This window comes from Microbacterium sp. bgisy207 (assembly GCF_965345035.1).
Lineage (GTDB): Bacteria > Actinomycetota > Actinomycetes > Actinomycetales > Microbacteriaceae > Microbacterium.
On sequence record NZ_CBDRMG010000003.1, the window covers coordinates 1 to 25990 of the forward strand.

A 25990-nucleotide genomic window follows, 5' to 3' on the forward strand; every position below is an offset into this window, starting at 1 on the left:
CAGCGCGGGCGTTCGCATCGACCCCCCCGGGGCGTTCGCGTCGACCCCGCCCGGACAGACGGAAATGGGCCCCTTTCGGGACCCATTTCGTCTGTGCGCGAGGGGGGACTTGTCCCCGCCGCCACTCCACACGTCGCTGCGCGCCGTGCGGAGCCTCCGGCGGCGTGGGCCCACCCCGGGGGCGTTCGCATCGACCCCGCCCGGACAGACGGAAATGGGCCCCTTTCGGGACCCATTTCGTCTGTGCGCGAGGGGGGACTTGAACCCCCACGCCCTATACGGGCACTAGCACCTCAAGCTAGCGCGTCTACCTATTCCGCCACCCGCGCAGAGTGGTGTCGGTCTCACAACCGAAGATTGACATTATCACGTCCGGGCGGTCGCCGATAATCGTCTTGGGCGCAGCGATGAAACACTCGCGTCGTCTGGGCGCGATAGGTTTGTGCCCGTGTCTGGTACCGAGTCGGAGCTTCCCGAAGTCGTCGTCGTCGCGCGGGACCTCATCCGCTTCGACACCACCAACTGGGGCGGGGGGCACGCTCGAGGCGAACGAGAAGCCGCCGAGTACGTCGCCGCATACCTGCGTGGGCTGGGTCTGACGCCCGAGATCTACGAGCCGATCGATCGGCGCACGAACGTCTGTGTGCGCATCCCGGGCGCCGACCGCGACAAGCCTGCCCTGGTCGTTCACGGTCACCTGGACGTCGTCCCCGCGGTCGCGGAGGACTGGTCGGTCGACCCGTTCGCAGGAGAGATCCGCGACGGCATGCTGTGGGGCCGCGGTGCCGTCGACATGAAGAACATGGACGCCATGATCCTCACGTCGGTGGCCGAGATCCTGCGGAGCGGGCGGCAGCCGGCAAGAGATCTCGTAGTGACATTCTTCGCTGACGAGGAGAACGGCGGCGGCGAGGGGTCATCCCTCGTGGTCCGCGACAGGTCCGAGTGGTTTGCGGGAGCGACCGAGGCGATCAGCGAGGTCGGCGGGTACTCGATCGATCTCGCCGGTCGACGCGCGTACCTGCTCCAGGTGGGCGAAAAGGCTCTGGTCTGGATCCGTCTGGTCGCTCGCGGTCGCGCGGCGCACGGCAGCGCCTTTCACGAGGACAACGCCGTCACGCGGCTCGCGGAGGCGGTCGCCGCACTCGGTCAGACGGCCTGGCCGGTCGAAATGACCGCAACGACGCAGCGACTCACGGAACGGATCGCCGAACTCACGGGGACATCCGCCGACGATCCGGATGCCGTCGCCGCCGCTGCCGGACCCGCCTCCCGTTTCCTGCGGTCGACGATCCGCACGACAGCCAACCCGACGGGCCTGGCCGCCGGTTACAAGCACAACGTCATCCCGGATCGCGCAGAAGCGCTGATCGACGTGCGGACACTCCCCGGCGCCGAGGATGCCGCCCTTCAGGCGATCCAAGAGATCATCGGGCCCGACATCGCGATCGAGGTCGTGCACCGGGACATCGGCCTCGAAGTGCCCTTCGAGGGTGAGCTGGTCAGCGCCATGGTCGGGGCGCTCGGTCGACACGACCCCGGAGTTCCCGTGCTGCCCTACCTGATGAGCGGGGGCACCGACAACAAGGCGCTGGCGGCCCTCGGCATCCGCGGGTACGGGTTCGCGCCGCTGAGGCTCCCGGCGGATCTCGACTTCACCGGCATGTTCCACGGTGTGGACGAACGCGTTCCCCTGGATTCCCTCGTGTTCGGACAGCGGGTGCTGACCGATCTTCTGCTGTCGTACTGATCCGGAAGGCATCCATGCTGCTGGAAGCACTCATCCTCGGGCTCGTGCAGGGGCTCACCGAGTTCCTGCCGGTCTCGTCGAGCGCACACCTGCGCATCCTGGGCGAGTTCCTGCCGAGTGCCGAGGACCCCGGCGCAGCGTTCACCGCGATCACCCAGATCGGGACAGAGGCTGCGGTGGTCGTCTTCTTCTGGCGCGACATCGTGCGGATCGTCTCGCGGTGGTCGCTCTCTCTGGTCGGCAAGGCGCCGCGCAGCGACCCGGATGCCCGCATGGGGTGGCTGATCATCATCGGCTCGATCCCCATCGTCGTGCTGGGCCTGCTGTTCCAGGATCAGATCGAGACGACACTCCGGTCGCTGTGGCTTGTGGCGGGGATGCTGATCTTCTTCGGAGTCCTCCTGGGGATCGCCGACCTCGTGGGCGCGAAGCGCCGGAAGCTCGATCAACTCACCGTCGGGAACGGGGTGATCTTCGGGTTCGCCCAGGCCCTCGCGTTGATACCGGGCGTATCGAGGTCGGGCGGCACGATCACCGCGGGTCTGTTCCTCGGTTACGAACGCGCAGCGGCCGCTCGGTACGCGTTCCTGCTGGCGATTCCCGCCGTCTTCGGGAGCGGGTTCTACCAGCTCTTCAAGAGCGCCGATGAGCAGGGGCCGTTCACGCCGCTTGAGACTGCTGCCGCCACCGGCGTGGCGTTCATCGTGGCCCTCGGCGTGATCGCCTTCTTCATGAGCTGGATCTCCAAGCGCAGCTTCCTGCCCTTCGTGGTCTACCGGGTCGCCCTTGGCGCCACCCTGCTCGTGCTGCTGAGCATGGGCGTCATCCAGCCGTACTGAGGGGACTGTCGATCGCGCGAGAGAACTAGGGCTTGCGCGGCTCGTCGCGCCCGCCACGGCCGGGACCGTCGCCCCGGCGGCGCAGATACCGCTCGAACTCCTGCGCAATCGCGTCTCCCGACGCCTCCGGCGAGTCCCAGGTGTCCCGGGTGCGTTCGAGCTGATGGATGTACTCCGTCATCTCCTCGTCCTCGGCGGCGGCCGCGTCGATGGACGCCTCCCAGGTCCTCGCCTGCGTCGGGAGGTCCCCCCGGTCGAGCTGCGCGCCGGTGATGTCTTCCAGGCGGTCGAGCAGCGCGAGGCTCGCCTTCGGCGAGGGCGTGTGACCAGCCACATAGTGGGGAACACTGGCCCACAGCTGGGCGGACGGGATGCCCGCGCTCATGGCGACGTGGGAGATGACACTCAAGATACCGACGGGGCCCTCGTAGGTGCTGCGCTCCAGGTCGAGAGCGGTGCGTACCGGCTCGCTCTCGCTGCCCGCGAAGACGGAGATGGGGCGCGTGTGCGGGACATCCGACATCATCGAACCCATTGCCACGAATCCGGTGATGTCCTCTCGCAGGGCGACATCGACGAGTTCAGCCGCGAAAGCCTGCCAGGCGCGGGCCGGTTCGACGCCGGTCAGCAGCCACAGCTGTGTGCCGCGGGTGGGTCGAGTGGGGCGATGAATGGTGGTCTCCGGCCAGGTGAGCTCTCGTGAGCCGTCTGCTGTGGTGCGGATCTGAGGCCGCGTGTACTGGTAGTCGAAGTACAGTTCGGGATCGACCGAGTAGATCGGTTCGTAGCCGCCTGTCTCCCGCAGATGGGCGACTGCGGAGGAAGCAGCCTCGCCCGCGTCGTTCCAGCCGTCGAATGCGGCGACGAGAACCCGGCGTCCCAGTCCCTCCACGTAACCTCCTCAGGTGGCGATCCATCCAGGATAGGACGCCGCCGTCCGGCGGGCGCGAGAAACGGCGAGTGCCCCGAATCCGGCGACGGACCAGCGCCATCCGGCCCATCGGTAGCATGGTGCGGTGACTGCCGTTCCCGCTCCTGCTGCCGTGCTCTGGGACATGGACGGGACCCTGGTCGACACGGAACCGTATTGGATCGCTGCCGAGACACCGCTCGTCGAGAGCTTCGGCGGCACCTGGACTCACGAGAAGGCGCTTTCCCTGGTCGGTCTCGCACTCGAGGATTCCGCGCGGATCCTGCAGGCGGAGGGTGTCCGGATGTCGGTGGACGACATCATCGACCACCTCACGAGTGAAGTGATGCGCACCATCTCGCGCGATGGCGTCCCCTTCCGTCCGGGCGCCCGAGCGCTCCTGGCCGACCTGAAGGCTGCGGGGGTGAAGACCGCACTCGTGACGATGTCGATGCGGCGGATGGCGACCCACATCGCGGATCTCATCGATTTCGAGGCGTTCGATGTCGTCGTCGCCGGCGACGACGTCACTCGCCCGAAGCCCTACCCCGACCCCTACCTCCAGGCGTGCGCGATGCTCGGAGTGGATCCCGCGGGCACGGTCGCGATCGAGGACTCGCCGAACGGGCTGCGCTCGGCGGTCGCCGCCGGGGCCGTGGTCCTGGGCGTGCCGGCGATGGTCTCGCTCGTGGGAGCTGGCGCGCACGAGGTATGGCCGACGCTTGACGGCGTCACGGCATCGGACCTGGGACGTCTCCACCGCACCCACCGAGAGGAGCGGTCATGAGCGCCACCCCCCGATTGTCCGGCCCCTTCCGTATCGGCGACCGCGTCCAGCTCACGGGACCGAAGAACCGCCTGCACACCATCACGCTGCGCGAGGGCGGCGAACTGCACACCCATCACGGCGTGCTGCCCCACTCCACGCTCGTCGGCCTTCCCGACGGCTCGGTCGTCCGCAACAGCGCCGGACACGAGTACCTTGCGCTTCGCCCGCTGCTGCGCGACTTCGTCATGTCGATGCCGCGAGGCGCAGCCATCGTGTACCCGAAGGATGCCGCGCAGATCCTCGCCGAAGCGGACGTGTTCCCCGGCGCAGTCGTGGTGGAAGCGGGGGTCGGTTCCGGTGCGCTGTCGCTGTGGCTCTTGCGCGCGATCGGCGATGCAGGACGGCTCCTTTCATTCGAGCGGCGGCCTGAGTTCGCCGAGGTCGCGCAGGCCAACGTCGAAACCTTCCTGGGTCACCGCCCGACGTCGTGGGAGGTGCGCGTCGGGGACCTGGCCGAGGAGCTGCCCACAGCGATCGAGCCGGGCTCGGTTGATCGCGTCATCCTGGACATGCTCGCCCCCTGGGAGTGCATCGATGCCGTCGCCGAGGCGCTCACCCCGGGCGGCGTCGTGCTGTGCTACGTCGCCACTGCCACCCAGCTGAGCCGGGTCGCTGAGTACATCCGCAACACCGGCGTCTTCACCGAGCCGGATGCCAACGAGACGATGGTTCGCGGCTGGCATGTCGAGGGGCTCGCGGTTCGGCCCGACCACCGTATGGTCGCGCACACCGGGTTCTTGCTGTGGGCGCGACGGCTCGCACCGGGCGCCGTGCCGCCGGAACAGAAGCGGCGCGCATCCAAGACGAGCTACGGCGACGACGATGTCGAGCTGTGGACGCCCGGAGCCGTCGGCGACCGGCAGATCACCGACAAGAACCTGCGCAAGCGAGTGCGGGAAGCCCAGCGGGCCGCCGACGGCGCACGCCAGGCAGCGGGCGAGGGGGCCCGCGAGGCCGCCGGCGACGGAGCGGCCGACGTCGACCGCCTAGACTGATCCGGTGCGAAAGACACCCGCCTTCCTCGCGATCCTCGGCCTGTCCGCTGCCGCGCTCGTCGGCTGCTCGACCAACGCGGCAGATTCCTGCGCGCGCGTGGTCACCTCGGATGCCGCGGTCAACGAGCTCGTCAGCGTCGACGGCGAGTTCGGCCAGGTTCCCGACGTGGAGGTCTACACGCCGTTCCACGTCGACGAGCTGGGGTGGGTCGATCTCACCGAGGGCGAGGGCACCCCGATCACGACACCGGAACAGATGGTCGTGCTGGACATGGTCCTGCTGAACGGGCAGACCGGCGAGACTGCCGTGGCCACCTCGTACGACGTGACTCTCTCCAGTGTGTTCTCGATGGGCCGGTGGATCGATACGCTCCCGGGCCTGGACGATGCACTGCGCTGCGCGCAGGAGGGCGATCGCGTCGTCGTCGCGCTGCCGTCGGACGCCATCAACCCGGCCGCCGCCGCCCAGATCGGCCTCGACGAAGACGATTCGGCGGTCGCCGTGGTCGATGTGCGCAAGGTCTACCTGCCCAAGGCAACGGGGGCAGATCAGTTCACCGACAGCAACGGTCTTCCTTCCGTGGTTCGGGCGCCCAATGGACGTCCCGGGGTGATCATCCCCGATGCTCCCGCGCCGGAGGAGCTTTCGATTCAGACCCTCAAGAAGGGTGACGGTGAGGTCGTCACGGGAGACCAGCCGGTCCGGGCTCACTACACCGGCCTGCTGTGGGACACCAGAGAGGTATTCGATACGAGTTGGGACTCCGAACCTGTCTCGTTCGACCTCAACGCCGTGGTTCCCGGATTCGCCGCGGCGCTCGAAGGCCAGACGGTCGGATCGCAGGTGCTCGTCGTCGTCCCACCGGACCAGGGCTACGGCGACGCGGGCCAGGGTGCGATTCCCGGCGGGGCGACCCTGGTGTTTGTGATCGACATCCTGGGCCTCGATCCGGAACCGACTTCGTAACGTCGGATGCCGCGCATCGCGCGCCTAGGATGAGGGCGTGCCCCCCAAGAACACGACGCGCATCCCGCCAGAGGAGCGGTTGGTGAACCTCGTGGTGGCTCTGATGGCCACCGAGCAGGGCCTCACGAAAGACACGATCCTGTCGTCGGTGTCGGGCTACCGCGAGCAGTCGGAGTCCGGGACCTCGAAGGACGCGCTGGAGAAGATGTTCGAGCGCGACAAAGAGAGTCTGCGCGGTCTTGGCGTTCCGATCGAGACGATCGGTGACCGCGCCGACCCCGATGACCTTCGGGAGGCGCGATACCGCGTTCCCACGACGGAGTACGAGCTGCCGGCCGATATCGAGTTCACGCCGGCGGAGATCGCGCTGCTCAATCTGGCCGGCGGAGTGTGGAGCGAAAGCTCGCTGTCGGCCGATGCGCGCAGTGGGCTGCGCAAGATCCGCGCGCTCGGCATCCCGGTGGATAACCCCATCCTCGGCTACTCGCCCCGGATCAGCTTGCGCGAACCCTCGTTCGCGCCGTTGCAGCGGGCCATCGAAGACTCACGGATCGTCAGCTTCAGCTACATGCGGCCAGGAAGCGCGGCACCGCGAGTTCGGCGGCTGCAACCGCTGGCACTGGTCGAGTTCGAGGCGCGCTGGCACGTGTACGGACTGGATCTGGACCTCGACGCGCCGCGCACCTTCCTGCTGACCCGCATCGTCGACGATGTCGTGGTCACTCGCACCGTGGGCGATCCCGACCTGCGGGAGGGGGCAGGTGAGCGGGCACTCGAGGGTCTGCGCGCTCTGGCCGCGCGGCAGCGGGCGCTGGTGGAGATCGATCCCGGCACCGAGGCGTGGCTGCGCCTGTCGCGTCGGGCCGAGCCGGCAGCGCAGGGTTATTGGGTGCCGTACGTCGATGTGCACATCTTCGCCGACGAACTGGCTTCGTATGGGCCGGAGGTCCGCGTCGTCGAACCCGACATCGTCAGGTCCGAGGTGATTCGACGGCTGCGTGCCGTTCGTGATGCGCATAGGGGAGGGGACGAGTGAGCGGTCCGTCGGTGGCCACCGATCGCGCGGCGCTTCTGTTGCAGCTGGTTCCGTACCTCATCTCCAAGGGTGAGGTCTCGGTGGCCGAGGCTGCCGACGAGTTCGACGTCACAGCCGAGCAGATGCGGACCATGGTGCGCGGTCTCACGGTGATCGGCCTGCCGGGGGACTCCGGGTACTGGCAGATGGCGAATGAGTTGTTCGACATCGACTGGGATCTGCTGGACGAGCGCGACCTCATCGTCATCACGAACTCAGTCGGACTGGAGCGTGCGCCGCGCCTGACCGCTCGCGAGGCGGCGGCTCTGCTTGCCGGGCTCCAGCTCGCGGCGACCATTCCTGGTGTCGGTGACTCGCAGCTGTTCGCTGGGCTGCTGGCCAAACTCTCTCGTGGGGCATCTCGCACGCCCGCAGCCGTGGTCGTGGCGTCCGAACCCGTCGACGCGGTTCGTCGCCTCGTGGCGGATGCCTTGGGACGGCAGGTCGCGGTGAGTTTCACGTACAAGACACCCGAGGGATCTCCGACGACGCGCACGGTCGATCCGGTCAAGGTCTTGATCGCTCAAGGACAGTGGTACCTGCAGGGCTGGTGCCATCTTCGTGAGGCGATGCGCACATTCCACCTGGACAGGGTCAGCGATCTCAGCCTCACCGACATCCCGATCACGCACGAGCAGGAGGCAGTGCCGGGGTGGTTCGCTGACGCGGGTGAGGACGTGATCGCGACGCTGGAGTTTCCCGCATCCGTGGCACCTCTGCTCGGTGACTATCTGGACCGGGCGACCGTCACGACATCGGCGGGGGTGAGTACGGCCCGTATGCGCATCGCCGATGAAGTGAGCCTTCGCCGTCTCGCCGCACGGCGCGGGGGTGAGGTCCGGGTCGTCGCGCCGGTCGGGGCGCGTGAGGCGGCACGGAACTGGGCCGAGGCGGCGCTGGCGCAGTATTCGGACGCGTCCTGACAGCGCGAACGCACGACTTGGCCGGTTCGCAGGCCGGTTTCGGGACGGTTGCGCACGTCCGGGGTAGACTGCAGGCACCGCAATCGTGAGGAGACCCTATGGGGAACGCATTCGGGTGGCCGCACCTGCTGATCATTCTCGCGGTGATCCTGCTGTTGTTCGGCGCGGCGAAGCTGCCCGCGCTGGCAAAGAGCCTCGGCCAGTCGGCCCGTGTCTTCAAGGGCGAGATGAAGGCCATGAAGGACGACGACTCGAAGGATGCCGCGAAGCCCGAGGTCGCCGCATCCGAGGCCGCCGACTCGTCGTCGACCGGTTCGTCCGGTTCGTCGCAGGCCGCGTCGTCCAGCGGTCGAGATTCCACAGCCTGACCCTGCCGCGTGGCAACCAGTTCCCTGCCTCAGGTGGGAGAGCCCGACCGGCCGCGCCGTGACCGGAGGATGTCCCTCGGGCAGCATCTGATCGAGTTGCGTAAGCGGCTCATGATCTCGGCCATCGCCCTGGTCGTGGGCATGGTGGTGGCGTTCATCATCACCGATCCGATCATCCGGTTGATCACGATCCCCATTGCCGATGTCGCCGCCATGCGTGGGGACGAGCTGAACGTCGAAGTGATGTTCACAACGGTCACCGGGCCTTTCGATCTCCGCATCCGTATCGCGTTCGCGATCGGCATCCTGATCTCAGCGCCGATCTGGCTGTGGCAGATCTGGGCGTTCATCATGCCGGGGCTGACCCGCAAGGAGGTGGGATACACAGCCGGCTTCGTCGGTGCCGCGGTACCCCTGTTCTTCGCGGGCACAGTCGTGGGATGGCTTGTGCTTCCGCACGTCGTGGAGATCATGGCCACGTTCGCCCCCGAGCAGACGTCGCTCTTCTATGACGCGACCTATTACTACGACTTCGTCTTCAAGTTCCTCCTCGTCGTCGGTGTCTCCTTCGTCTTGCCTGTCTTCCTCGTCGCTCTGAACGTGGCCGGCGTCATCTCGGGGCGCGGCATCCTGAAGGGTTGGCGGGTGGCCGTCTTGGTCGCGACGCTGTTCGCCGCCGTCGCAACCCCTGCCGCGGACGCAGTATCGATGCTGCTGCTGGCCGGAATCTTGGTCGTGCTCTTCTTCGCCGCCGCCGGGGTCTCCATGCTGTTCGATCGGCGCCGATCCAAGCGCGAGGCGGCACTGCTGCCCCCCGAGGCCACCGGGTGAGCGTCCCGAGCCCGGCGGAGCGATTCGCGCGGGCCGAGGCCGCCCGTGCGTTCCCCGTGACGGCCGGGTTCGCCGACATGCAGCGCTTCGAGCTCGATGAGTTCCAGATCGCTGGATGCCACGCACTGGAATCGGGCAGAAGCGTCCTCGTCGCGGCACCCACGGGCGCGGGGAAGACCATCGTCGGGGAGTTCGCGGTACACCTGGCGATGCGCGAGCCGGCGGACAAGGCGTTCTACACGACGCCGATGAAGGCTCTGTCGAACCAGAAGTTCCGCGAGCTCGTCGACGTCTACGGACCCGACGACGTGGGACTCCTAACGGGTGACACCAACATCAACGGAAACGCCCGCGTGGTCGTTATGACGACCGAGGTGTTGCGCAACATGCTCTACGCGGGCTCGCCTGCGCTGCGCGACCTGCGCTACGTCGTCATGGACGAAGTTCACTATCTCGCCGACAGGTTCCGCGGCGCCGTGTGGGAAGAGGTCATCATCCACCTGCCGCCGGCGGTGCGACTCATTTCGCTCTCGGCGACGGTGTCGAACGCCGAAGAGTTCGGCGATTGGCTCGACACCGTGCGCGGAGACACCGACGTCATCGTGTCGGAGACGCGACCGGTCCCGCTCGAGCAACACGTTCTCGTGCGCGGGGACCTCCTGCCGCTGTTCGACGATCGTGCCGGGATCGCCACGGCGCAGGTGAACCAGGAGCTCATGCGCATCCGCTCGTTCAAGGGCCCGACGTACGAGAACAACCGGCGCGTCCAGGCCAGCCGCAGTGCTGCCATGTCGGGAAGCCGCGGACGCGACGGCCAGCATCGTCGACCCCATCGGGGAGGGCATCGCCCGGTGCGCTCAGCCAATGCGCAACGGATCGAACGGCTTGACCGCCCCGAGGTGATCGAGCTGCTCGCGCGGTCGAATCTGCTTCCCGCGATCTTCTTCATCTTCAGCCGTGCCGGGTGCGACGCTGCGGTGCAGCAGGTGCGGCGATCTGGAGCGCGCTTGACGACACCCGAGGAGCGCGCGGAGATTCGCGCGATCGTCGAGGAGCGCACGCGAACCCTGCTCGAGGAAGACCTGGCTGTCCTCGGATTCTGGGAATGGCGCGAGAACCTCGAGCGGGGAGTCGCCGCACATCATGCGGGTCTTCTGCCGGCGTTCAAGGAGGTCGTCGAGGAGCTCTTCCAGCGGAAGCTCATCAAGGTCGTCTTCGCGACCGAGACTCTTGCGCTGGGGATCAACATGCCGGCGCGAACGGTCGTGCTCGAAAAGCTCGAGAAGTTCAACGGCGAAGCGCGGGTCGCGATCACATCGGGGGAGTACACCCAACTCACCGGCCGTGCCGGACGCCGGGGGATCGACGTGGAAGGCCACGCCGTCGTCCAGTGGACCGAAGGGCTCGACCCCCAGGCCGTCGCCGCACTGGCATCGCGGCGCACCTATCCGCTGAACTCCAGCTTCCGGCCGACCTACAACATGGCGGTGAACCTCATCGACCAGTTCGGCAGGGCCCGCGCGAGAGAGATCCTGGAGTCCTCGTTCGCGCAGTTCCAGGCTGACCGGGCCGTGGTCGGGCTCGCGCGCCAGGTGAAGGAATCGGAAGAGTCCCTCGCGGGCTACGCGAAGGCCATGAGTTGCGACAAGGGCGACTTCGCCGAGTACTCCAGCATCCGTCGCGAACTCAGCGATCTCGAGAAGCTGGGCCGCAAGGATGCGAACGCGTCTCGGCAGACGCGGGACACCCGCCAGCGCGAAATCAGCGACCTCCGTCGACGGATGCAGCGGCATCCGTGCCATCAGTGCCCCGACCGCGAGCACCACGCCCGATGGGCAGAGCGCTACTGGAAGCTGAAGCGCACGGTCGAGCGCCTTCGCAGCCAGATCGACGCGCGCACCGGAACCGTCGCCCGGGTTTTCGATCGTATCGTCGATGTGCTCGCGACCCTGGACTACGTCCGCGTTGCCGCAGACGGTACCGCGACACTGACGGCATCCGGTCGCACCATGCGGCGGATCTACGGCGAGCGCGACCTGCTGGTTGCCGAATCGTTGCGGCTCGAATTGTGGGGCGGGCTGGATGCGCCATCGCTGGCCGCACTGGCGTGTGCGCTGGTCTATGAACCGCGCCGTGACGAGGCGGGGATGGGGGAGCGCGCGCTGCCCCGCGGTGCCTTCCGCGAGGCACTCGCGCAGACGCTGGACCTGTGGCAGCGACTCGACGACCTCGAGCGCGACTCGCGGCTTCCCGGCTCGGAGCCACCTGCCGCGGGACTGTCGCTCGCGATGCATTCCTGGGCCAGGGGGGTCCCACTGGACCGCGTCTTGCGCGAAGCAGACCTTGCCGCCGGTGACTTCGTGCGCTGGGCCAAGCAGACGATCGACCTCCTCGATCAGATGTCGCTGGTCGCCGAACCACGCCTCGCGACGGTTGCGCGCCGCGCCCTCGAGAGCGTGCGTCGCGGCATCGTGGCGTACTCGTCGGTGTGATGGCCGAGCCTTCAGCCGGAGATCAGGCTGGCGAATCTAGGCTGGAGGTCATGCCCGAACATCGACGTGATGCCGCGCCCGATTCCCGTCGCCCGCGAGCGTTGCTTCCGCTCTGGGCAGCGGTGCTCGTCGCCGTTGCCGCGGGCCTCATTCTGGATCTCGCCTACCCGTCTGTCGGGTGGTGGCCCCTCGCCTTCGTCGGGGTAGGGCTTTCGCTCGTGGCGCTCATCGGCCGGAGCGCCTGGGGCGCGCTGCTGGTCGGGTTCGTCTTCGGGATCGCGTTCTATCTCGTGCACATCGTGTGGCTCAACCGCTATCTCGGCGTGATCCCGTGGTTCGCGCTGGCGGGGGCGGCCACGGCCTACGTCGCACTCGGCTCCGTGCTCATCGCGCTCGCATATCGCTGGATGCCGAAAGCCGCGCCGGGTCGGTGGACACAGCTCGTGCTCACGCCGCTCCTTGTCGCCGGACTGTGGACGCTGCGGGAGCTCGTCACCGGGTCCTGGCCGTACACGGGGTTTCCGTGGGCACGGGTCGGAATGAGCCAGTCGGAGAGTCCGCTGGCGCACATCACGTCGTGGATCGGCGTGACAGGTCTGTCCTTTCTGATGGTCGCGTTCACCGCGGGGGTCATCGAGTGGCTGCGGCTGCGACAGTGGTCCGATGTGCGGACGGCGATCCCCGTGGCTGCTCTCGGCGTGATCCTGCTCATCACCCCCCAGTTCCCGACGACACCGGCGGGGACCATGACGGTCGGAAGCGTGCAGGGAAACGGTCCCTCAGGGTACTTCGACACCCGATCGCCTGGAGACATTCTCAACGCCCAGCTGTCAGCATCCACGCCACTGTTCGGGGAGGACATGGACCTCCTCTTGTGGCCCGAGGGCGGCATCGACTCGGATCCGCTTGCGAACGAGACCACGGCAGAGGTGCTGGATGCCCTCGCCGAGGCGGTGGATGCGCCACTGCTGGTCAACGCGGCGACGACGCGTGGAGAGCTGACCTACAACACGTCCATCCTGTGGGAACCAGGTCAGGGCGCCGTTCAGTATCACGACAAGTCGAACCCGGTTCCGTTCGGTGAGTACGTCCCGGACCGCTGGTTCTACGAGATGATCGTCCCGGATCTGGTCGGGCTCATTGGCCGGGAGTACACACCGGGCTCCAATCCGCCCTACGTCGAGGTGGACGGTGTCGGAGTGGGACTCGCGATCTGTTTCGATGTCATCTACGACGACGTCATTCACGACGGAGCACGAGACGGCGCTCAGGTCTATATGTTCCAGACGAACAACGCCGACTTCCGCGATACGGACGAAAATCTGCAGCAGCTCGCGTTCGCCCGCATGCGCGCGATCGAGACAGGGCGCGCCGTGGTCAACATTTCGACTGTCGGGACGAGCCAGGTCATCGGACCCGACGGGGCGACCATCGATTCTCTTCCGGCCGCGCAAGCGGGTTCGATGCTCACCGAGGTGCCTTTGCGCACCGGTCTGACCCCGAGCATCGTGATCGGAGGCGCCCTCGGCACGGCGATCGCGATCCTCAGCGTCGTCGGACTCATCGCCGCGGGCGTGATCGCCGGCCGGCGCCGCGCATGAGAGGGGGGTCGATCCGTGACCGGATCGACCCCCCTGTGAACTGTGCGTCAGCCGTGCTCCCAGGCACGGCTGACTGCAGCGCTAGTCAGGCGCTCAACTTGTCGGCGGTGACGTCGTCGCCCGCACCCCGGCGAGCCCGGACGAAAGCGAGACGCTCTTCGAGGAGCTCCTCGAGCTCGGGGATCGTGCGACGTTCCAGAAGCATGTCCCAGTGTGATCGGGGCGCCTTGACGTCCCCATGGTCCACCGTGACGGTCTCGCCGTCGACGCGCAGGAGCGCCTCGGCGCCGCAGGTGCGGCATTCCCATGTCTCGGGGACCTCGGCGTCTGCCGCAAAGGTCATGGTGGTGTCACGTCCGCAAGACGTGCAGGAGTAGGTGAACTGTGCCCGCTCATGGAATACGACGCCGTCCTCGCTCTGTAGGCTGGAGGCGCCGAGTCGCATGCCGCGGAGGCTGCGGTCTGCCATTGTGTGGTCCTCTCGTCGCTGTTCAGGTATAACGCTCTCACCTGGGCAGATCATCCATGAGGACCGACAGATGAGAGCATTCTCAGCGGATCTTCAGCGGGGGAGTGAGGCAACGGGGTATCGCATGTGCGTTGCCCCGGTGTCGGCGCTGCGGCTCAGCCCGGATCCGAGGCGGTTCGGAGGGTTGCGATCGCCACATCGGCGCTGTCGGTGACGATCCCGTCAACGCCCATGGCGACCAGGCGACGCATCTCGGTGGGATCGTTGACCGTCCACACGTGCACCTCCACGCCGTGACGATGCGCAGCATCGATCAGCCGCGGGGTGACCACGCGCACCGGGCCCTGACGCTCCGGCACTTGCAGCGCGTCGACGCCGGCGAGCGCTGAGGCGATGATGCGCGGATTCCGCGCCGTCAGTCCCCAGAGAACGCGGGTGATCGTCTCTCGCCCCGCGGAGGTGGCGGGAGCGGCGGCGCCCGCAGGCGCATGACGCGACGCCGAGGCGAGGGCAGCCCGCCGTCGTGCATCCGCGAAACTCGTCACGAGCACTCGCTCCCCGTGGTCGGCAACGAGCGCGCCGACCGCCTCGGCGGCCGCCGGAGCCTTCACATCGAGGTTGAACCGCACGTCGGGGAAGTCTGCCAGCGCGGATCTGAGCGTGATGAGTCCGCCGCGATCGGCCATCAGCGCACTCAGCTCCGTGAGGTCGACGTCGACGAGGCGCCGCGGGTCGCCGGTGACTCGCCGCAGGTCACCGTCGTGGAAGAGGACGACTTCGCCGTCGCGAGTCAGGTGGCAGTCTGACTCCACGAACACGGCGCCCGCCTGCTGTGCCGCAGCAACCGAGGCGTAGGAGTTTTCGGCTACCGTGTCGTCCGGCCTCAGCCCGCGATGGGCAAGGACGCGCGGGTACGGTGCGTCCTGGAAATAGGGGTGGCTCACGCCTGCTCATCGGGTGTCGGACGGGCTGCCTCGCGGGGCCCGAACGCGCCCGATACTCCCTTGAGCGCCTCGGTGAACTCGCTCGGAATGATCCAGAGTTTGCTCGACGCACTGTCGCTGATCTTGGGCAGCGTTTGGAGGTACTGGTAGGCCAGAAGCTTGTCATCCGGGTTGCCCTCGTGGATCGCGTTGAAGACCGTCGCGATCGCTTCCGCTTCTCCCTGTGCGCGCAGGATTTGGCCCTGCTTCTCACCCTCGGCACGCAGGATTTCGGCCTGCCGGGCGCCCTCGGCCTGCAGAATCGCCGACTGCTTGGTCCCTTCGGCCGTGAGGATTGCGGCACGGCGGTCGCGCTCCGCTCGCATCTGCTTCTCCATCGAGTCCTGAATCGACACTGGCGGATCAATGGCCTTCAGCTCCACGCGCGAGACACGGATGCCCCACTTACCGGTTGCCTCGTCGAGGACGACCCGCAGCTTGGTGTTGATCTCATCGCGGCTCGTGAGCGCCTCCTCGAGATTCAGTCCGCCCACGACATTGCGAAGCGTCGTCGTGGTCAGCTGCTCGACGGCGCCGAGATAGTTGGCGATCTCGTAGGTGGCAGCCCGCGCATCCGTCACTTGGAAGTAGACCACGGTGTCGATGGAGACGACGAGGTTGTCTTCGGTGATGACCGGCTGCGGCGGGAATGACACGACCTGTTCCCGCATGTCGATGAGCGGTCGTACCCGGTCGATGAAGGGGACAAGCAGGTTCAGTCCCGGCGAAAGCGTCTTGTGGTAGCGGCCGAGCCTCTCCACGACCCCGGCGGTGGCCTGGGGGATGATCCGGATCGAACGGAAGATCACCACGACCACGAAGATCGCGATGACCAGGAGGAGGATGATGACGAAGATCTGTCCCGCGAACGCGCCGATGTCAATCATGTTCCACGGTCCTTTCTGTCGTTGGCGAAGATGCTGGAGCGATCTCGACGGCAGCGCCCCGGACGGCCACAACCGTGACTGTCTCGCCGACGGTGACCTCGCCATCCGTGACCCCGGCGGTCAACCGTGCCGACCACGTTTCGCCGTTGTCGAGCTTGACCTCGCCTGCGCCCTGAAGGAACGCACGCGTGACCCGCGCGGGCATGCCGACGAGCGCGTCAACGTTCGTCAACACGACCGGAGAGCTTCGTCGGAGGGCGCGCAGGAGGAGCGGACGGATCGTGAACAGCAGGAGCGCCGACGCGACCGCCGCCAGTCCGATCTGAAGCCACCACGGTCCACCGAGGAGGTTGGTGCCCAGGCCCCCGATGAGCGTGCCGGCGGCGAGCATGAGGAAGGTGAACTCGAGCGTCAGCAACTCGATGATCACGAAGAGCACCGCCAGCGCCAGCCAGAGGATCCACAGGTACTGCGTGAGATCGGGCAACACCCCTCCTCCTTCCGCCTGGTCCGACCCTATCAACGCGGGGGCCGCGGTGGCGCGGTTGGTAGGGTCGGTACGCACGCCATTCCGGCGCTGCCCCGCGGCCGACGCGCCGCCCTGCAACAGGAGCAACAGTGACCGATACTTCCTCCCCGATCGCCCCTGGGACCCTACGCGGCAAGACCGCCCTCGTCACCGGCTCCTCTCGCGGTATCGGCGCGGACACCGTCCGCTATCTCGCCGCCGCGGGAGCGAACGTGGTGATCAACTACCGAAACAAGGCACCCCGCGCCGAGAAACTCGCCGTGGAGGTCCGGGAGCTCGGCGTCGACGCGCTTGTCGTGGGCGCGGACCTCACCGATCCCTCCTCGGTGGCCGCGATGTTCGCCGCCGTCGAGGAAGCCTTCGGGGGGCTCGACATCCTCGTGCTCAACGCTTCCGGTGGCATGGAGGCCGGAATGGCCGACGATTACGCGCTCCTTCTCAACCGCGACGCCCAGATCAACGTCCTCGAGACGGCCGTCCCGCTCCTGCGCGGTGATGCTCGCGTGGTCTTCGTCACCAGCCACCAGGCCCACTTCATCCGGACGACGCCCACGATGCCCGAGTACGAGCCGGTGGCGCTGTCCAAGCGCGCCGGTGAGGATGCGCTTCGCGAACGGATCCCCGCACTGCTCGAGCGCGGGATCGGGTTCGTCGTCGTCTCCGGCGACATGATCGAGGGAACGATCACGGCCACGCTTCTGGAGCGTGCCAACCCGGGTGCGATCGCCTCGCGCCGAGAATCCGCGGGCAAGCTCTACAACGTCTCGGAGTTCGCAGCGGAGGTCGCGCAGGCCGCGGTCGACCCGATCCCCGCAGACCACACCCGACTGGTCGGCGACACGAGCTCATTCGTGGGGGAGTGACAGGCATCCGGATCCCCCGTCAACGAAGAAGACCCCGGGAAACCCCGGGGTCTTCTTGTGGGCGGTTCAGCCCGACTAGAGGCTCTTCTTACCGAACGTGAACGCGCGCACGATCTGGATGATGCCGAGCACGACGAGCGAGATTCCGAGCAGCCACCACAGCACGACGGCGCCCCACAGCGGCGAGAACAGCAGCACGACACCAGCGATGATGCTGATGATTGCGAAGAAGATCGTCCACCCCTTCGAGGCGGCGTCGCTGAGAGTCGTCAGCGACACCACGCCTTCCACGATCCACATGATTCCGACGAGGATGCCGAGGAAGACGGCGAACCACCCGGTGGTGGCTGCCAGGTTGAAGAAGGCGAAGATACCGGCGGCGATGAACACGACACCGAGGATGATGTGGCCGACGCGCGACCAGCCACCCATCGATTTCGAGAAGATGCCGAGCCCGCCGTAGACGAGGCCCCCGACGATCGCGTAGATCGCGATGATCGCCGTGACGACCATCGCCGTGCGGCCCGGCCAGACGAGGATGAGGATTCCGACGATGAGCGACAGGACACCGGCGATGCCGAGCGCCGTGCGGACGCCGTTGACGGCCTCCTTGGCGACGGAGCTTTCGGTTGACATGGCGTTCCCTTTCTGGGAGTTAGCTGAGAGCTTGCGGACCCAGCGTATCGCTGAATACACCGAAACTGGGGGAGTGGTGGCCGAAATCCGCGCCGCAGCCTTCACCCGAGCAGGGCGAGCACCGTCAGCAGGAGCGGGATACACCCGATCGTTGTCAGGAACACCGTGTCGCGCGCGACGGTTTCTGCCACTCCGAATCGCTGAGCGAAGTTGAAGACGTTCTGCGCGGTGGGAAGGCTCGCGAGGACCACGACGATGAGGGTTTCCGGTCTCGACAGCCCGAAGACCAGGCTGGCGAGCGCCCAGGCCACGAGCGGCATGAGGATGAGCTTGAGCGCGGTCGCGAGGATGACCTCGCGTCGATGGCCCCCGGCTGCGAGCACCCGCTGGCCGTGGAGCGACATCCCGTAGCTCAACAACAGCACCGGAACGCACGCGGCAGCAAGGAAGTGGAGGGGTTCGGTGACCAGTGTCGGCAATTCCAGACCCGTCACCGAGACGATCGTTCCTGCCACCGAACCGATCACAACCGGATTCGTGACAGTGCGCACCACGATCTTCCCGAGGTTGCGTGTCGCGGCGGTGACGCTCTCGAGGATTGCCATCGAGATGGGGACGAGTATGAGCAGCTGGAACAAAATGACCGGCGCCGGGTAGGCAGCAGATCCCAGGAGATAGAGCGAGAGCGGGATCCCGATGTTGTTCGAGTTGACCTGTCCTGCCGCGAGAGCGCCGATGAGGGTGTCGCCCACCGGGCGCCGCCACGACAGGCGGGAGATCGTCGCGTAGAGGCCGATGACAATGATCGCGGTGATCGCCGACACGGGCAGCAGTGCAGAGAACAAAGTCGCGATGTCTGCTTCAGACAGCACGACGAACAGCAGCACGGGGGAGAGGACGAAGAAGACGAGTCGCCCCAGAACCGGTCCAGCCTGCGGGCCGAGCAGGTTGATTCGTCCGATGACATATCCGACCGCGATCGCCAGGCCGATGACCGCGAACCCCGTGGCTGCGTTCAGCACGTCGGGTCCGCAGTTCTCACCGTTCCACGCTACCGCCGCACTAGGGCGAAACAGGCCGACTGGCAGCGCCGTCCCTCGCGCGCGCTCCGTCGTCGTTGGTGTCGCCACTGCTCCGGGTCAGGGCTGACCGGAGCGGAAGATCTGGACGCTTGAGGGGCGCGCACGTTCGCTCAGGACGAGGGCGAGCACGCCGAGACCCATGGTGCGCGCGAGTGCGGTCATCGCGCCGAGGAGTGCGGCTATGTCCGTGAGCGGCTGTGGGGCTGTGTGAGGCAATGTCGCGTACAGGGCCTGGGTGAGCACGCCGCCCGCGATACCGAAGACGAGCACCCACAGTGGTGCCCAGCGCCACGGGGAAGGGACGATGCGCGCCCGAGCGATCTGAACCGAGGCGACGAGACCGGCGGCAAGTGGGACGAACAAGCCGAGGTAGCCGAGGGCGACATGAGCATCCGAGATCTGGTCGGGTCTCATGATCGGCTCGGACAGAGCGATCGCATCAAGGAGCACGCGGTTGATGGGCGGCCACCATCCCAGGACGAGGAGTGCTGACACACCCAAGGGTTTGCGTGAGACGACGCTGTCGTAGCGGCGGCGCCCGATCGCAAACGCGGTGACGCCGACGGCCCAGACCAGCTCACCGATGAGGTACAGGGCGGGGCGCGCCGACGGCGCGGTCACAACGTACTGCAGGATCATGATCACGCCGGCCAGAATCAGTGCGCTGCCGCCCAAGGTCCACGTCATGTTCCGCGTTCGCATCGTTCGAGCCTAATGAGCCGGCCCGCGCCGACCATACGTCGCATCGCTACAGGCGCGTCTCGTGCCTTCGGGGCTTCAGTCGTGCGGGCGCGTCGTTTGCCGGCGGGAACTCGCAGACGAACCAACCCTCGTAGCCGAAGAGAAAGCCCAGTGCACGGTTTCGCACTTCCAGCGAAACATGGAACTGCTCACGCTCGGGGTCGTACCTCTCTCGGAGGAGGGCGTGACCGGACAAGAGCATCGGGAACCGGAATGCAATCGGTCCCTCGTAGAACCGCTGCGCCCCCGACCTGAGGATCAGCCCGCCCTCCTGATCGACCTCGAGCTCGAGATCAACGGCGAGATGCTGATGCGTGCCGAGATAATCGACGACGATGCCACGCCCGGGATCGAACACCATCGTCGCGTCGAAGCGTGCGGGGCGGGGGGAGAGGGCGTACTGCCGTACGAACGTCACTGTCTCGCGGCCACCCGGATCCCGATACGGAAAGTTCTCGATGACGAAGGGCACATCTGTGCCGATGTCGGCGACGAGGATGTTGCGGAGCCGCCCCAACGCCAGGAATGGACGGGTCCACCATGGCCCCCGACGGATGCGGGTCATGACGCCCCGGCCGATACACGCGTACCCTGCGCTCAGAGAAACCCCGAACCGACGCTGCATCATCGGGTGAAGCCTGTCGAAAGCCTCGTCGCCCAAGGCCGCACGAAACACCGACGTCCCGGTCACGAGGCCGTGACCTCGCGCAGTGTCGCCGGTGCATCGCGCATCGCATCCCGTCCGGGTGGTGAGGTCCGGCAGCGACGCGCACGCGGACGTTCACGCCGCCAGAGTGCCAGGATCGACCGCACCCGCGCCTGCTCGGGTGCGGTGATGCCTTCAGCCCACAGTCGAAGCCGGTCGAAACTCCAGGCCGTCATCCACAGCACGATGGGACGCACGGCCAGGTCGGCAAGGCGACCCCACCCAGGCCGGTAGTCGTAACCCGTGATGAAGCGGATCCCGTCATCGGTTGGGATGTATCGCCAGTAACCTTGTCCGCTCCGCAGCGGCGAGAGCCGGTCGTCGGTGGAGAAGGCGAGCGCGGAGGTCCGGGTTCCGTCCGGGCGATCGCGTTCGCCCAGGGAGACACCCATGCCTTTGATCACATGCCACGGGAGAGAACGCTCGTAGCGAAACCGCGTTCTGCCGCGCTCGTCGACGCCCATCGGTGCGATTGCGCTGAATCGCAGATCCCAGCGCGCGTGTAGTTCCGGGTCCTGAGTGAGGTGCCAGACCGTCTCCATGTCGGCACGAATCACTGTCTCGACATACAAGGCTCGCGCTGCACGCACATTTCCCCCGACGGCTCGCTCGACTCGGTGCTACCGCGGCCCGATTCTCGGCGATGTCCGCTCCTTCCGCGTCCGCACCCGATAGTCGATAGTCGATAGCCGATAATGCACATTATGTCAGTTCGTTCGGAGGTGCCGCGCCTGCCAGCGACCACGCGGTCCCCCGGTGACCTGCAGAGGCCTCGTGCAGGTCACCCGTCGTGATCGGTGTGGTCGTCGAGAATCATGCCGACCGCGGTCGCGCACGCGTCGCCACGCCATGCCTCGACTCCTTCGCGGATCGCAAATCCGGCGATGACCAGTCCGGCGAGCGCGTCAGCCCACCACCATCCCAGCAGGCTGTTGACCACCAGCCCAGCCAGTACCGCTGCAGACAGGTAGGCGCAGATGAGCGTCTGAGCGGAGTCGGCAACGGCCGTGGCTGACCCGAGCTCGCGGCCCGCTCGCCGTTCTGCAAGGGAGAGGAACGGCATCACGACGACGCTCAGTGCAGTGATTGCGATACCCCAGGAGCTGTGTTGCGGATCGACCCCGCTGATGAGCGCGAACAGCGACGTCGTGATCACGTAGGCGGCGAGTGCGAAGAACGCGACCGCGATTACGCGCAGCGTCCCCGCCTCCCATCGCTCCGGATCCCGCCGCGTGAACTGCCAGGCAACTGCTGCGGCAGAGAGGACTTCGACAGCTGAGTCCAGCCCGAAGGCGATGAGTGCTCCGGAGGATGCGCCGATGCCGGCGGCAATCGAGACCGCGGCCTCGATGACGTTGTAGCTGATCGTTGCGGCGACGATCCATCGAATGCGGCGCTGAAGAAGCGAGCGCCGGCCATGCGTCAGAGAACCGGCACTCACGCGCAGGCGCACCCCTCCCCCGTGCAGCACTGCGGGTCGACCGAGAGCACGAGCTGCAACAGATCGCTCAGTACGGGACCGAGGTGCGCATCAGTCAGTCGATACGACACTCGACGACCTTCGGGGACCGCCTCCACCAGTCCGCACCCGCGTAGGCATGCCAGCTGATTGGACATGACCTGGCGCGACACGCCCAGCCGGCCCGCGAGTTCGGAAGGATAGGCCGCGCCATGCCTCAGCTCGAGGAGCACGCTGGCGCGCGTCACGTCGGACAGGGCGTGACCGAGGCGGGACAGCGCCTCGGTGTGCGTGCGCGTTGCCGTGGGCATGTCCAAATGGTACAGGAAACGCTGTACTAATGACACGCCTGGACGAGTGGCGTGGTTGACTCGACCAGAAGCATGCCGTCGGCGGGCTCGCGTTTCGGTGGTCGGGCCGTTAGCCTCGTGTGCATCGGGAGTGGTGGGCACGCGGGGGCGTGTCGGATGCGGGGGCGTGTCGCTATGGGCGTGTTCGGGCGTGCTGCGGGTATTCGCCGCGGCGACGGTTCATGATGCCGTCGACGCCTCCCCCGGACGGCGAACTGACGACGATCGCCGAACTGCTCGCGACCGATGACACCGACGCGCCGTTCGTGCCCACCCGCCCCTCTCGTGGCCTGCGCATCGCTGGTCTTGTCACCGCGATCGTCCTCGTGCTGGCCCTGGTAGCGTCGGGCGGCTACGTCGCGTGGGCGCTGACCGCTCCCCTGCCCGACCCGACGCTCGAGTGGCACGCGCCATCTGTGGAGACCCCCGGGCCGGCGCAGATCGACATGCCCTCGTTCGGGGCATCGGCGCTGAGTGTGGGCGGCGCGGATGTCTATCTCGGCGAGTCGGCCAGCGGCATCTGGCTGACCAGCGGCGCGCAAGACGCCCAGCCCATGGCGAGCATCAGCAAGATCATCACCGCGCTTGTCGTGCTCGAGAAGTACCCGCTGGCCGACGCCTCGGACCCCGGCCCCACGATCACCTTCTCAAAGGCCGATCACGATCTGTATGACCAGTACTACGTGCGTGGCGCGACGATCGCCGCGATGCCGACCGGCACGACGATGTCGCTCCACGACGCCCTCGCGACGATGCTCATCCCCTCGGCAAGCAACTACGCCGAAGCGATCGCGAGGTGGGCGTTCGGGTCGGTGGCAGGCTTCCGATCGGCAGCCCGTGCGTGGCTCGATGCCCACGGACTGTCCGGCACGACTGTCGTCGAGCCGACGGGTCTCGATGCTCGGAACGTCAGCACCCCCGCAGACCTCGTCGCCGTAGGAAAGCTGGCCGCTGCCGATCCGACGATCTCCGCGATCGCGGCAACGTCATCGCTCACCCTGCCCGGACCCGGCGCGATGCAGAACACGAACGCCTTGCTCGGCGTCGAAGGGATCACGGGGCTCAAGACGGGAAACCTCGGCTACGGCACTTATGCGTTCTTGTTCACGGCGGGCCTGGATGTCGGTGCCCTCCACCTGGATGTGGCCGGAGCGATCCAGGGCGGCGCGACCCGCGAGTCGGTCAACGCAGATGCGCTCCGGATACTCGACAGCCTACGTCGCGGCTTCCACGACGTTCGCGTCGGTGATGCGGGCCAGAAGGTCGGCACCGTCACCGCACCGTGGGGTGGGAGCACGGATGTCGTGATTGCGGACGACGTCGACCTGTTCACCTGGTCGGACACACCCATCACCGTCGAGGTCATCATGGCCGACGCGCGGGAGTTCGCGAGGGGTGATGTCGTCGGGGAACTCACGTGGACGGCGGGGCCGCATGAGGCGCGCACCAACCTCATCGTCGCGGAGTCCCTAGACCCGCCCACGGAATGGTGGCGACTCACTCACCCGGGAGAACTCCTCGCGCAGTAACCCGCGCCGCATTCTCCAGGACGCTTTCGCACGTGAGCCGTCCATCAGCGCCCGCCGCTCACGCGGCGAGCGACGACGTCACATGAACCATCCGCTGTTCTGGACCGTACGCACCTGATAGTGGTGCTGCGCTGCCGCTCGGGCCCGATCCACCTCGTCTTGCGCCGCCCTGCCCGCTATCGCCTCGTCGTGGGAGACGGCTTTCGGCCGGAACAGCCGGGCGAGGCGATTCCAGAGTGATCTCATCGCATCCCCTTCCCCTGCTTTCACTGTAGACCCGGTGCACCCGCATCCGGCTCGATCGTGACCCAATCGCCGAACTTCGGCTGCCGCCCATCGCCGGACGAGCGACCCGTGAGCCGGCGGCGCACCCATGGTCCGACGTGCTCCCGGTAGTAGGCCAGGCCTCGAACCGCATCCGCGGTCGACTGCTCGGGCATCGACCACCACTGCCCCGGTGCGGCGTGGCCGAGTGCGCCGAGCAGCCGAGCCGCAACCCGGTGATGCCCGCGAGAGTTCATGTGCAGGCGATCAGGCGACCAGAATGACGGATGCGACAGCTCGCGATCGGGCCAGTTGAGGGCGCGGATGACGTCCGGGCGGTCGGCGATGCGCGCCACCACAGCACGGGACAGCTCGTCACCGCGGCGCTGGATGAGCGAACGCAGAGGCAGTTGGGATGACGGGTTGGCGCCTGAGAGGAGGATCAGCTGGACGCCCTCCTCATCGCATCGGCGTAGGACCGTGCTGAACGCATTCGCGATGCTCTCGATCGTCGTGCGAGGGCGCAGCATGTCGTTGCCGCCGCCGTTGAACGAGAGGTGGGTCGGCCGCAGGGCCAGCGCCGGTTCCAGCTGCTCCTCCACGATCGGACGGGCGAGCTTGCCGCGGATGGCGAGATTCGCGTATGAGATCCTCGTCCCCAGCGAACGGGCCCAGCCGAGTGCCGTCAGGTCGGCCCACCCCCGCACCGTGCCGTCCGGCAGCTCATCGCCGACGCCCTCCGAGAAGGAGTCGCCGATGGCGACGTAGCGGATCTCGTGCACGCGCCTAGCCTACGGGCGCGACGTCGTCTCGGGTCTGCGCACCCTCGGCGATGAGCTCGCGAGCCAACGGGATCACCTTCGTGCCGTAGAGCTCGATCGAGCGCATGAGCTTGTCATGGCCCAGTGTGCCGTTGGAGTACTTGAGGTCGAAGCGATCGATGCCCAGAGCCAGGACAGTGTCGGCGATCTTCCGGGCGACCCGTTCGGGCGAACCGGAGTACACCGAGCCTCCGGCACCGACATCGTGCTGGAAGCGCATACGGCTGTACGGCGGCCAACCGCGCTCGGCTCCGATCGTGTTGTTCATCGTCTCGAACGCCGGGTAGGCGTCCTCCCAGGCCTGCTCGTCGGTGTCGGCGATGTGTCCGGGCGAATGAACGCCCACCGGTTTGCGTTCGTGTCCGAAGGAGGCGAGTGAACGGTGATACAGCTCCACATAGGGAGCGAAACGCTCCGCGGGTCCCCCGATGATCGCCAGCATCAGGCCGAAGCCGTATCGCGCGGTCCGCACGACAGACTCCGGCGAGCCGCCGACGCCCACCCAGGTCGTGAGGCCGGCGCCCTCCGTCTTGGGGTACACATCGGCATCCGTCAACGCCGCTCGGGTGCGGCCCGACCACGTCACGGGACGTTCCTCGCGCAGGAGCGCGAACAGTTCGAGCTTCTCCTCGAAGAGCGCCTCATAGTCCTTCAGGTCGTAGCCGAACAGCGGGAAGGATTCGATGAACGAGCCGCGGCCGAGGACCACCTCGGCCCGACCGTTGGAGATCGCGTCAAGAGTGGCGAACCTCTCGTAGACGCGGACCGGGTCATCGGACGAGAGCACCGTCACGGCAGTGCCGAGATGGATGTCGCGCGTGCGGCCGGCGATCGCAGCAAGAACGATCTCGGGACTCGAGACGGCGAACTCCGGACGGTGGTGCTCCCCCACCCCGATGAACGAGATCCCCAACTCATCGGCCAGCACCGCCTGGTCGACGAGGTTGCGCAGCGTCTGGGCATCGGTGAGCCGTGCACCCCGCTCATCGAGAGTGACATCACCGAACGTATCGAGGCCGAACTGGATCATGACGACATCCTTTCCATGCACATGCATAGAACCATCCGCGTCCCGCGCGTATTCCGAACCC

General features: G+C 67.0%; 28 protein-coding genes and 1 tRNA gene. 13 read left to right on the plus strand and 16 right to left on the minus strand.

Annotated elements, in window-relative coordinates; translation table 11 throughout:
• Positions 1 to 244: 244 nt before the first annotated feature.
• Positions 245 to 329 (minus strand) — tRNA-Leu (locus ACSGC5_RS03125).
• A 119-nt stretch (positions 330 to 448) separates the two neighbouring features.
• Here ACSGC5_RS03125 and ACSGC5_RS03130 point away from each other — a divergent pair.
• Complete coding sequence (locus ACSGC5_RS03130) at positions 449 to 1750, plus strand: M20/M25/M40 family metallo-hydrolase (RefSeq protein WP_434969153.1); 1302 nt, start codon at positions 449 to 451, stop codon at positions 1748 to 1750.
• Between the two features lie 14 nt (positions 1751 to 1764).
• A complete protein-coding gene (locus ACSGC5_RS03135; protein WP_434969154.1) occupies positions 1765 to 2589 on the plus strand; it encodes an undecaprenyl-diphosphate phosphatase in 825 nt (274 codons plus the stop codon).
• Positions 2590 to 2614: 25 nt separating this feature from the next.
• On the opposite strand, the gene ACSGC5_RS03140 is transcribed toward ACSGC5_RS03135, so the two are convergent.
• The gene (locus ACSGC5_RS03140; RefSeq protein WP_434969155.1) at positions 2615 to 3481 is read right to left on the minus strand and encodes a PAC2 family protein; all 867 of its coding nucleotides are present in this window, start codon (positions 3479 to 3481) and stop codon (positions 2615 to 2617) included.
• A gap of 124 nt (positions 3482 to 3605) precedes the next feature.
• On the opposite strand from ACSGC5_RS03140, the gene ACSGC5_RS03145 reads away from it, so the two are divergent.
• The 9 genes from ACSGC5_RS03145 (at position 3606) to lnt (ending at position 13580) form a co-directional block, all read left to right on the plus strand.
• Positions 3606 to 4286, plus strand: coding sequence for an HAD family hydrolase (locus tag ACSGC5_RS03145; protein WP_434969156.1), 681 nt, complete (start codon positions 3606 to 3608; stop codon positions 4284 to 4286).
• Entirely contained in the window at positions 4283 to 5323 is a 1041-nt protein-coding gene (locus ACSGC5_RS03150) for a tRNA (adenine-N1)-methyltransferase (RefSeq protein ID WP_434969157.1), read from the plus strand. The genes ACSGC5_RS03145 and ACSGC5_RS03150 overlap by 4 nt, the downstream gene beginning before the upstream one ends.
• A gap of 4 nt (positions 5324 to 5327) precedes the next feature.
• Positions 5328 to 6290, plus strand: a complete 963-nt coding sequence (locus ACSGC5_RS03155) for an FKBP-type peptidyl-prolyl cis-trans isomerase (RefSeq protein WP_434969158.1) — start codon at positions 5328 to 5330, stop codon at positions 6288 to 6290.
• 37 nt (positions 6291 to 6327) lie between these two features.
• The gene (locus ACSGC5_RS03160; protein WP_434969159.1) at positions 6328 to 7326 is read left to right on the plus strand and encodes a helix-turn-helix transcriptional regulator; all 999 of its coding nucleotides are present in this window, start codon (positions 6328 to 6330) and stop codon (positions 7324 to 7326) included.
• Entirely contained in the window at positions 7323 to 8288 is a 966-nt protein-coding gene (locus ACSGC5_RS03165) for a helix-turn-helix transcriptional regulator (protein ID WP_434969160.1), read from the plus strand. Before ACSGC5_RS03160 ends, ACSGC5_RS03165 begins: the two co-directional genes overlap by 4 nt.
• A gap of 98 nt (positions 8289 to 8386) precedes the next feature.
• The gene (tatA, locus tag ACSGC5_RS03170; RefSeq protein WP_434969161.1) at positions 8387 to 8656 is read left to right on the plus strand and encodes a Sec-independent protein translocase subunit TatA; all 270 of its coding nucleotides are present in this window, start codon (positions 8387 to 8389) and stop codon (positions 8654 to 8656) included.
• 69 nt (positions 8657 to 8725) lie between these two features.
• A complete protein-coding gene (gene tatC / locus ACSGC5_RS03175) occupies positions 8726 to 9487 on the plus strand; it encodes a twin-arginine translocase subunit TatC (protein WP_434969408.1) in 762 nt (253 codons plus the stop codon).
• Entirely contained in the window at positions 9484 to 11979 is a 2496-nt protein-coding gene (locus ACSGC5_RS03180; RefSeq protein WP_434969162.1) for a DEAD/DEAH box helicase, read from the plus strand. Before tatC ends, ACSGC5_RS03180 begins: the two co-directional genes overlap by 4 nt.
• Positions 11980 to 12029: 50 nt before the next feature.
• Positions 12030 to 13580 carry an apolipoprotein N-acyltransferase gene (lnt, locus tag ACSGC5_RS03185; RefSeq protein WP_434969163.1) on the plus strand — a complete coding sequence of 517 codons (1551 nt, stop codon included), beginning with the start codon at positions 12030 to 12032 and terminating at the stop codon, positions 13578 to 13580.
• Positions 13581 to 13665: 85 nt separating this feature from the next.
• On the opposite strand, the gene ACSGC5_RS03190 is transcribed toward lnt, so the two are convergent.
• The 4 genes from ACSGC5_RS03190 to ACSGC5_RS03205 form a co-directional block, all read right to left on the minus strand.
• Complete coding sequence (locus tag ACSGC5_RS03190) at positions 13666 to 14049, minus strand: RNA polymerase-binding protein RbpA (protein WP_434969164.1); 384 nt, start codon at positions 14047 to 14049, stop codon at positions 13666 to 13668.
• A gap of 155 nt (positions 14050 to 14204) precedes the next feature.
• On the minus strand, positions 14205 to 14993 hold the full coding sequence (locus ACSGC5_RS03195) for a glycerophosphodiester phosphodiesterase family protein (protein ID WP_434969165.1): 789 nt from the start codon (positions 14991 to 14993) through the stop codon (positions 14205 to 14207).
• Complete coding sequence (locus tag ACSGC5_RS03200; protein ID WP_434969166.1) at positions 14990 to 15919, minus strand: SPFH domain-containing protein; 930 nt, start codon at positions 15917 to 15919, stop codon at positions 14990 to 14992. The genes ACSGC5_RS03195 and ACSGC5_RS03200 overlap by 4 nt, the downstream gene beginning before the upstream one ends.
• On the minus strand, positions 15912 to 16409 hold the full coding sequence (locus tag ACSGC5_RS03205) for an NfeD family protein (RefSeq protein ID WP_434969167.1): 498 nt from the start codon (positions 16407 to 16409) through the stop codon (positions 15912 to 15914). The genes ACSGC5_RS03200 and ACSGC5_RS03205 overlap by 8 nt, the downstream gene beginning before the upstream one ends.
• A gap of 128 nt (positions 16410 to 16537) precedes the next feature.
• On the opposite strand from ACSGC5_RS03205, the gene ACSGC5_RS03210 reads away from it, so the two are divergent.
• Positions 16538 to 17311 carry an SDR family oxidoreductase gene (locus ACSGC5_RS03210; protein ID WP_434969168.1) on the plus strand — a complete coding sequence of 258 codons (774 nt, stop codon included), beginning with the start codon at positions 16538 to 16540 and terminating at the stop codon, positions 17309 to 17311.
• A 75-nt stretch (positions 17312 to 17386) separates the two neighbouring features.
• Here ACSGC5_RS03210 and ACSGC5_RS03215 read toward each other — a convergent pair whose 3' ends face one another.
• From ACSGC5_RS03215 to ACSGC5_RS03245, 7 genes are all read right to left on the minus strand, one after another.
• Complete coding sequence (locus ACSGC5_RS03215) at positions 17387 to 17947, minus strand: HdeD family acid-resistance protein (RefSeq protein ID WP_434969169.1); 561 nt, start codon at positions 17945 to 17947, stop codon at positions 17387 to 17389.
• Positions 17948 to 18048: 101 nt separating this feature from the next.
• Positions 18049 to 18969 (minus strand): AEC family transporter, encoded by a 921-nt coding sequence (locus ACSGC5_RS03220; RefSeq protein ID WP_434969170.1) that lies wholly within the window; start codon positions 18967 to 18969, stop codon positions 18049 to 18051.
• A 117-nt stretch (positions 18970 to 19086) separates the two neighbouring features.
• A complete protein-coding gene (locus tag ACSGC5_RS03225) occupies positions 19087 to 19731 on the minus strand; it encodes a hypothetical protein (RefSeq protein ID WP_434969171.1) in 645 nt (214 codons plus the stop codon).
• Positions 19732 to 19777: 46 nt separating this feature from the next.
• On the minus strand, positions 19778 to 20398 hold the full coding sequence (locus tag ACSGC5_RS03230) for a DUF4166 domain-containing protein (protein WP_434969172.1): 621 nt from the start codon (positions 20396 to 20398) through the stop codon (positions 19778 to 19780).
• A gap of 59 nt (positions 20399 to 20457) precedes the next feature.
• A complete protein-coding gene (locus tag ACSGC5_RS03235) occupies positions 20458 to 21018 on the minus strand; it encodes an SRPBCC family protein (protein WP_434969174.1) in 561 nt (186 codons plus the stop codon).
• A gap of 239 nt (positions 21019 to 21257) precedes the next feature.
• A complete protein-coding gene (locus tag ACSGC5_RS03240) occupies positions 21258 to 21923 on the minus strand; it encodes a cation diffusion facilitator family transporter (RefSeq protein WP_434969409.1) in 666 nt (221 codons plus the stop codon).
• Complete coding sequence (locus tag ACSGC5_RS03245) at positions 21914 to 22246, minus strand: ArsR/SmtB family transcription factor (RefSeq protein ID WP_434969176.1); 333 nt, start codon at positions 22244 to 22246, stop codon at positions 21914 to 21916. Before ACSGC5_RS03245 ends, ACSGC5_RS03240 begins: the two co-directional genes overlap by 10 nt.
• 221 nt (positions 22247 to 22467) lie before the next feature.
• Here ACSGC5_RS03245 and ACSGC5_RS03250 point away from each other — a divergent pair, with 221 nt between their 5' ends.
• Positions 22468 to 23814, plus strand: coding sequence for a D-alanyl-D-alanine carboxypeptidase family protein (locus ACSGC5_RS03250; RefSeq protein ID WP_434969177.1), 1347 nt, complete (start codon positions 22468 to 22470; stop codon positions 23812 to 23814).
• Positions 23815 to 23892: 78 nt separating this feature from the next.
• Here the strand turns inward: ACSGC5_RS03250 and ACSGC5_RS03255 are convergent, their stop codons facing one another.
• From ACSGC5_RS03255 to ACSGC5_RS03265, 3 genes are read right to left on the minus strand one after another with little or no spacing between them, the layout of a single operon-like run.
• Positions 23893 to 24060: a hypothetical protein gene (locus ACSGC5_RS03255; RefSeq protein ID WP_434969178.1), complete on the minus strand. Its 168-nt coding sequence runs from the start codon at positions 24058 to 24060 to the stop codon at positions 23893 to 23895.
• A gap of 20 nt (positions 24061 to 24080) precedes the next feature.
• Positions 24081 to 24860 carry an SGNH/GDSL hydrolase family protein gene (locus ACSGC5_RS03260; RefSeq protein WP_434969179.1) on the minus strand — a complete coding sequence of 260 codons (780 nt, stop codon included), beginning with the start codon at positions 24858 to 24860 and terminating at the stop codon, positions 24081 to 24083.
• A 4-nt stretch (positions 24861 to 24864) separates the two neighbouring features.
• Entirely contained in the window at positions 24865 to 25929 is a 1065-nt protein-coding gene (locus ACSGC5_RS03265) for an LLM class flavin-dependent oxidoreductase (protein ID WP_434969180.1), read from the minus strand.
• Positions 25930 to 25990: the final 61 nt, after the last annotated feature.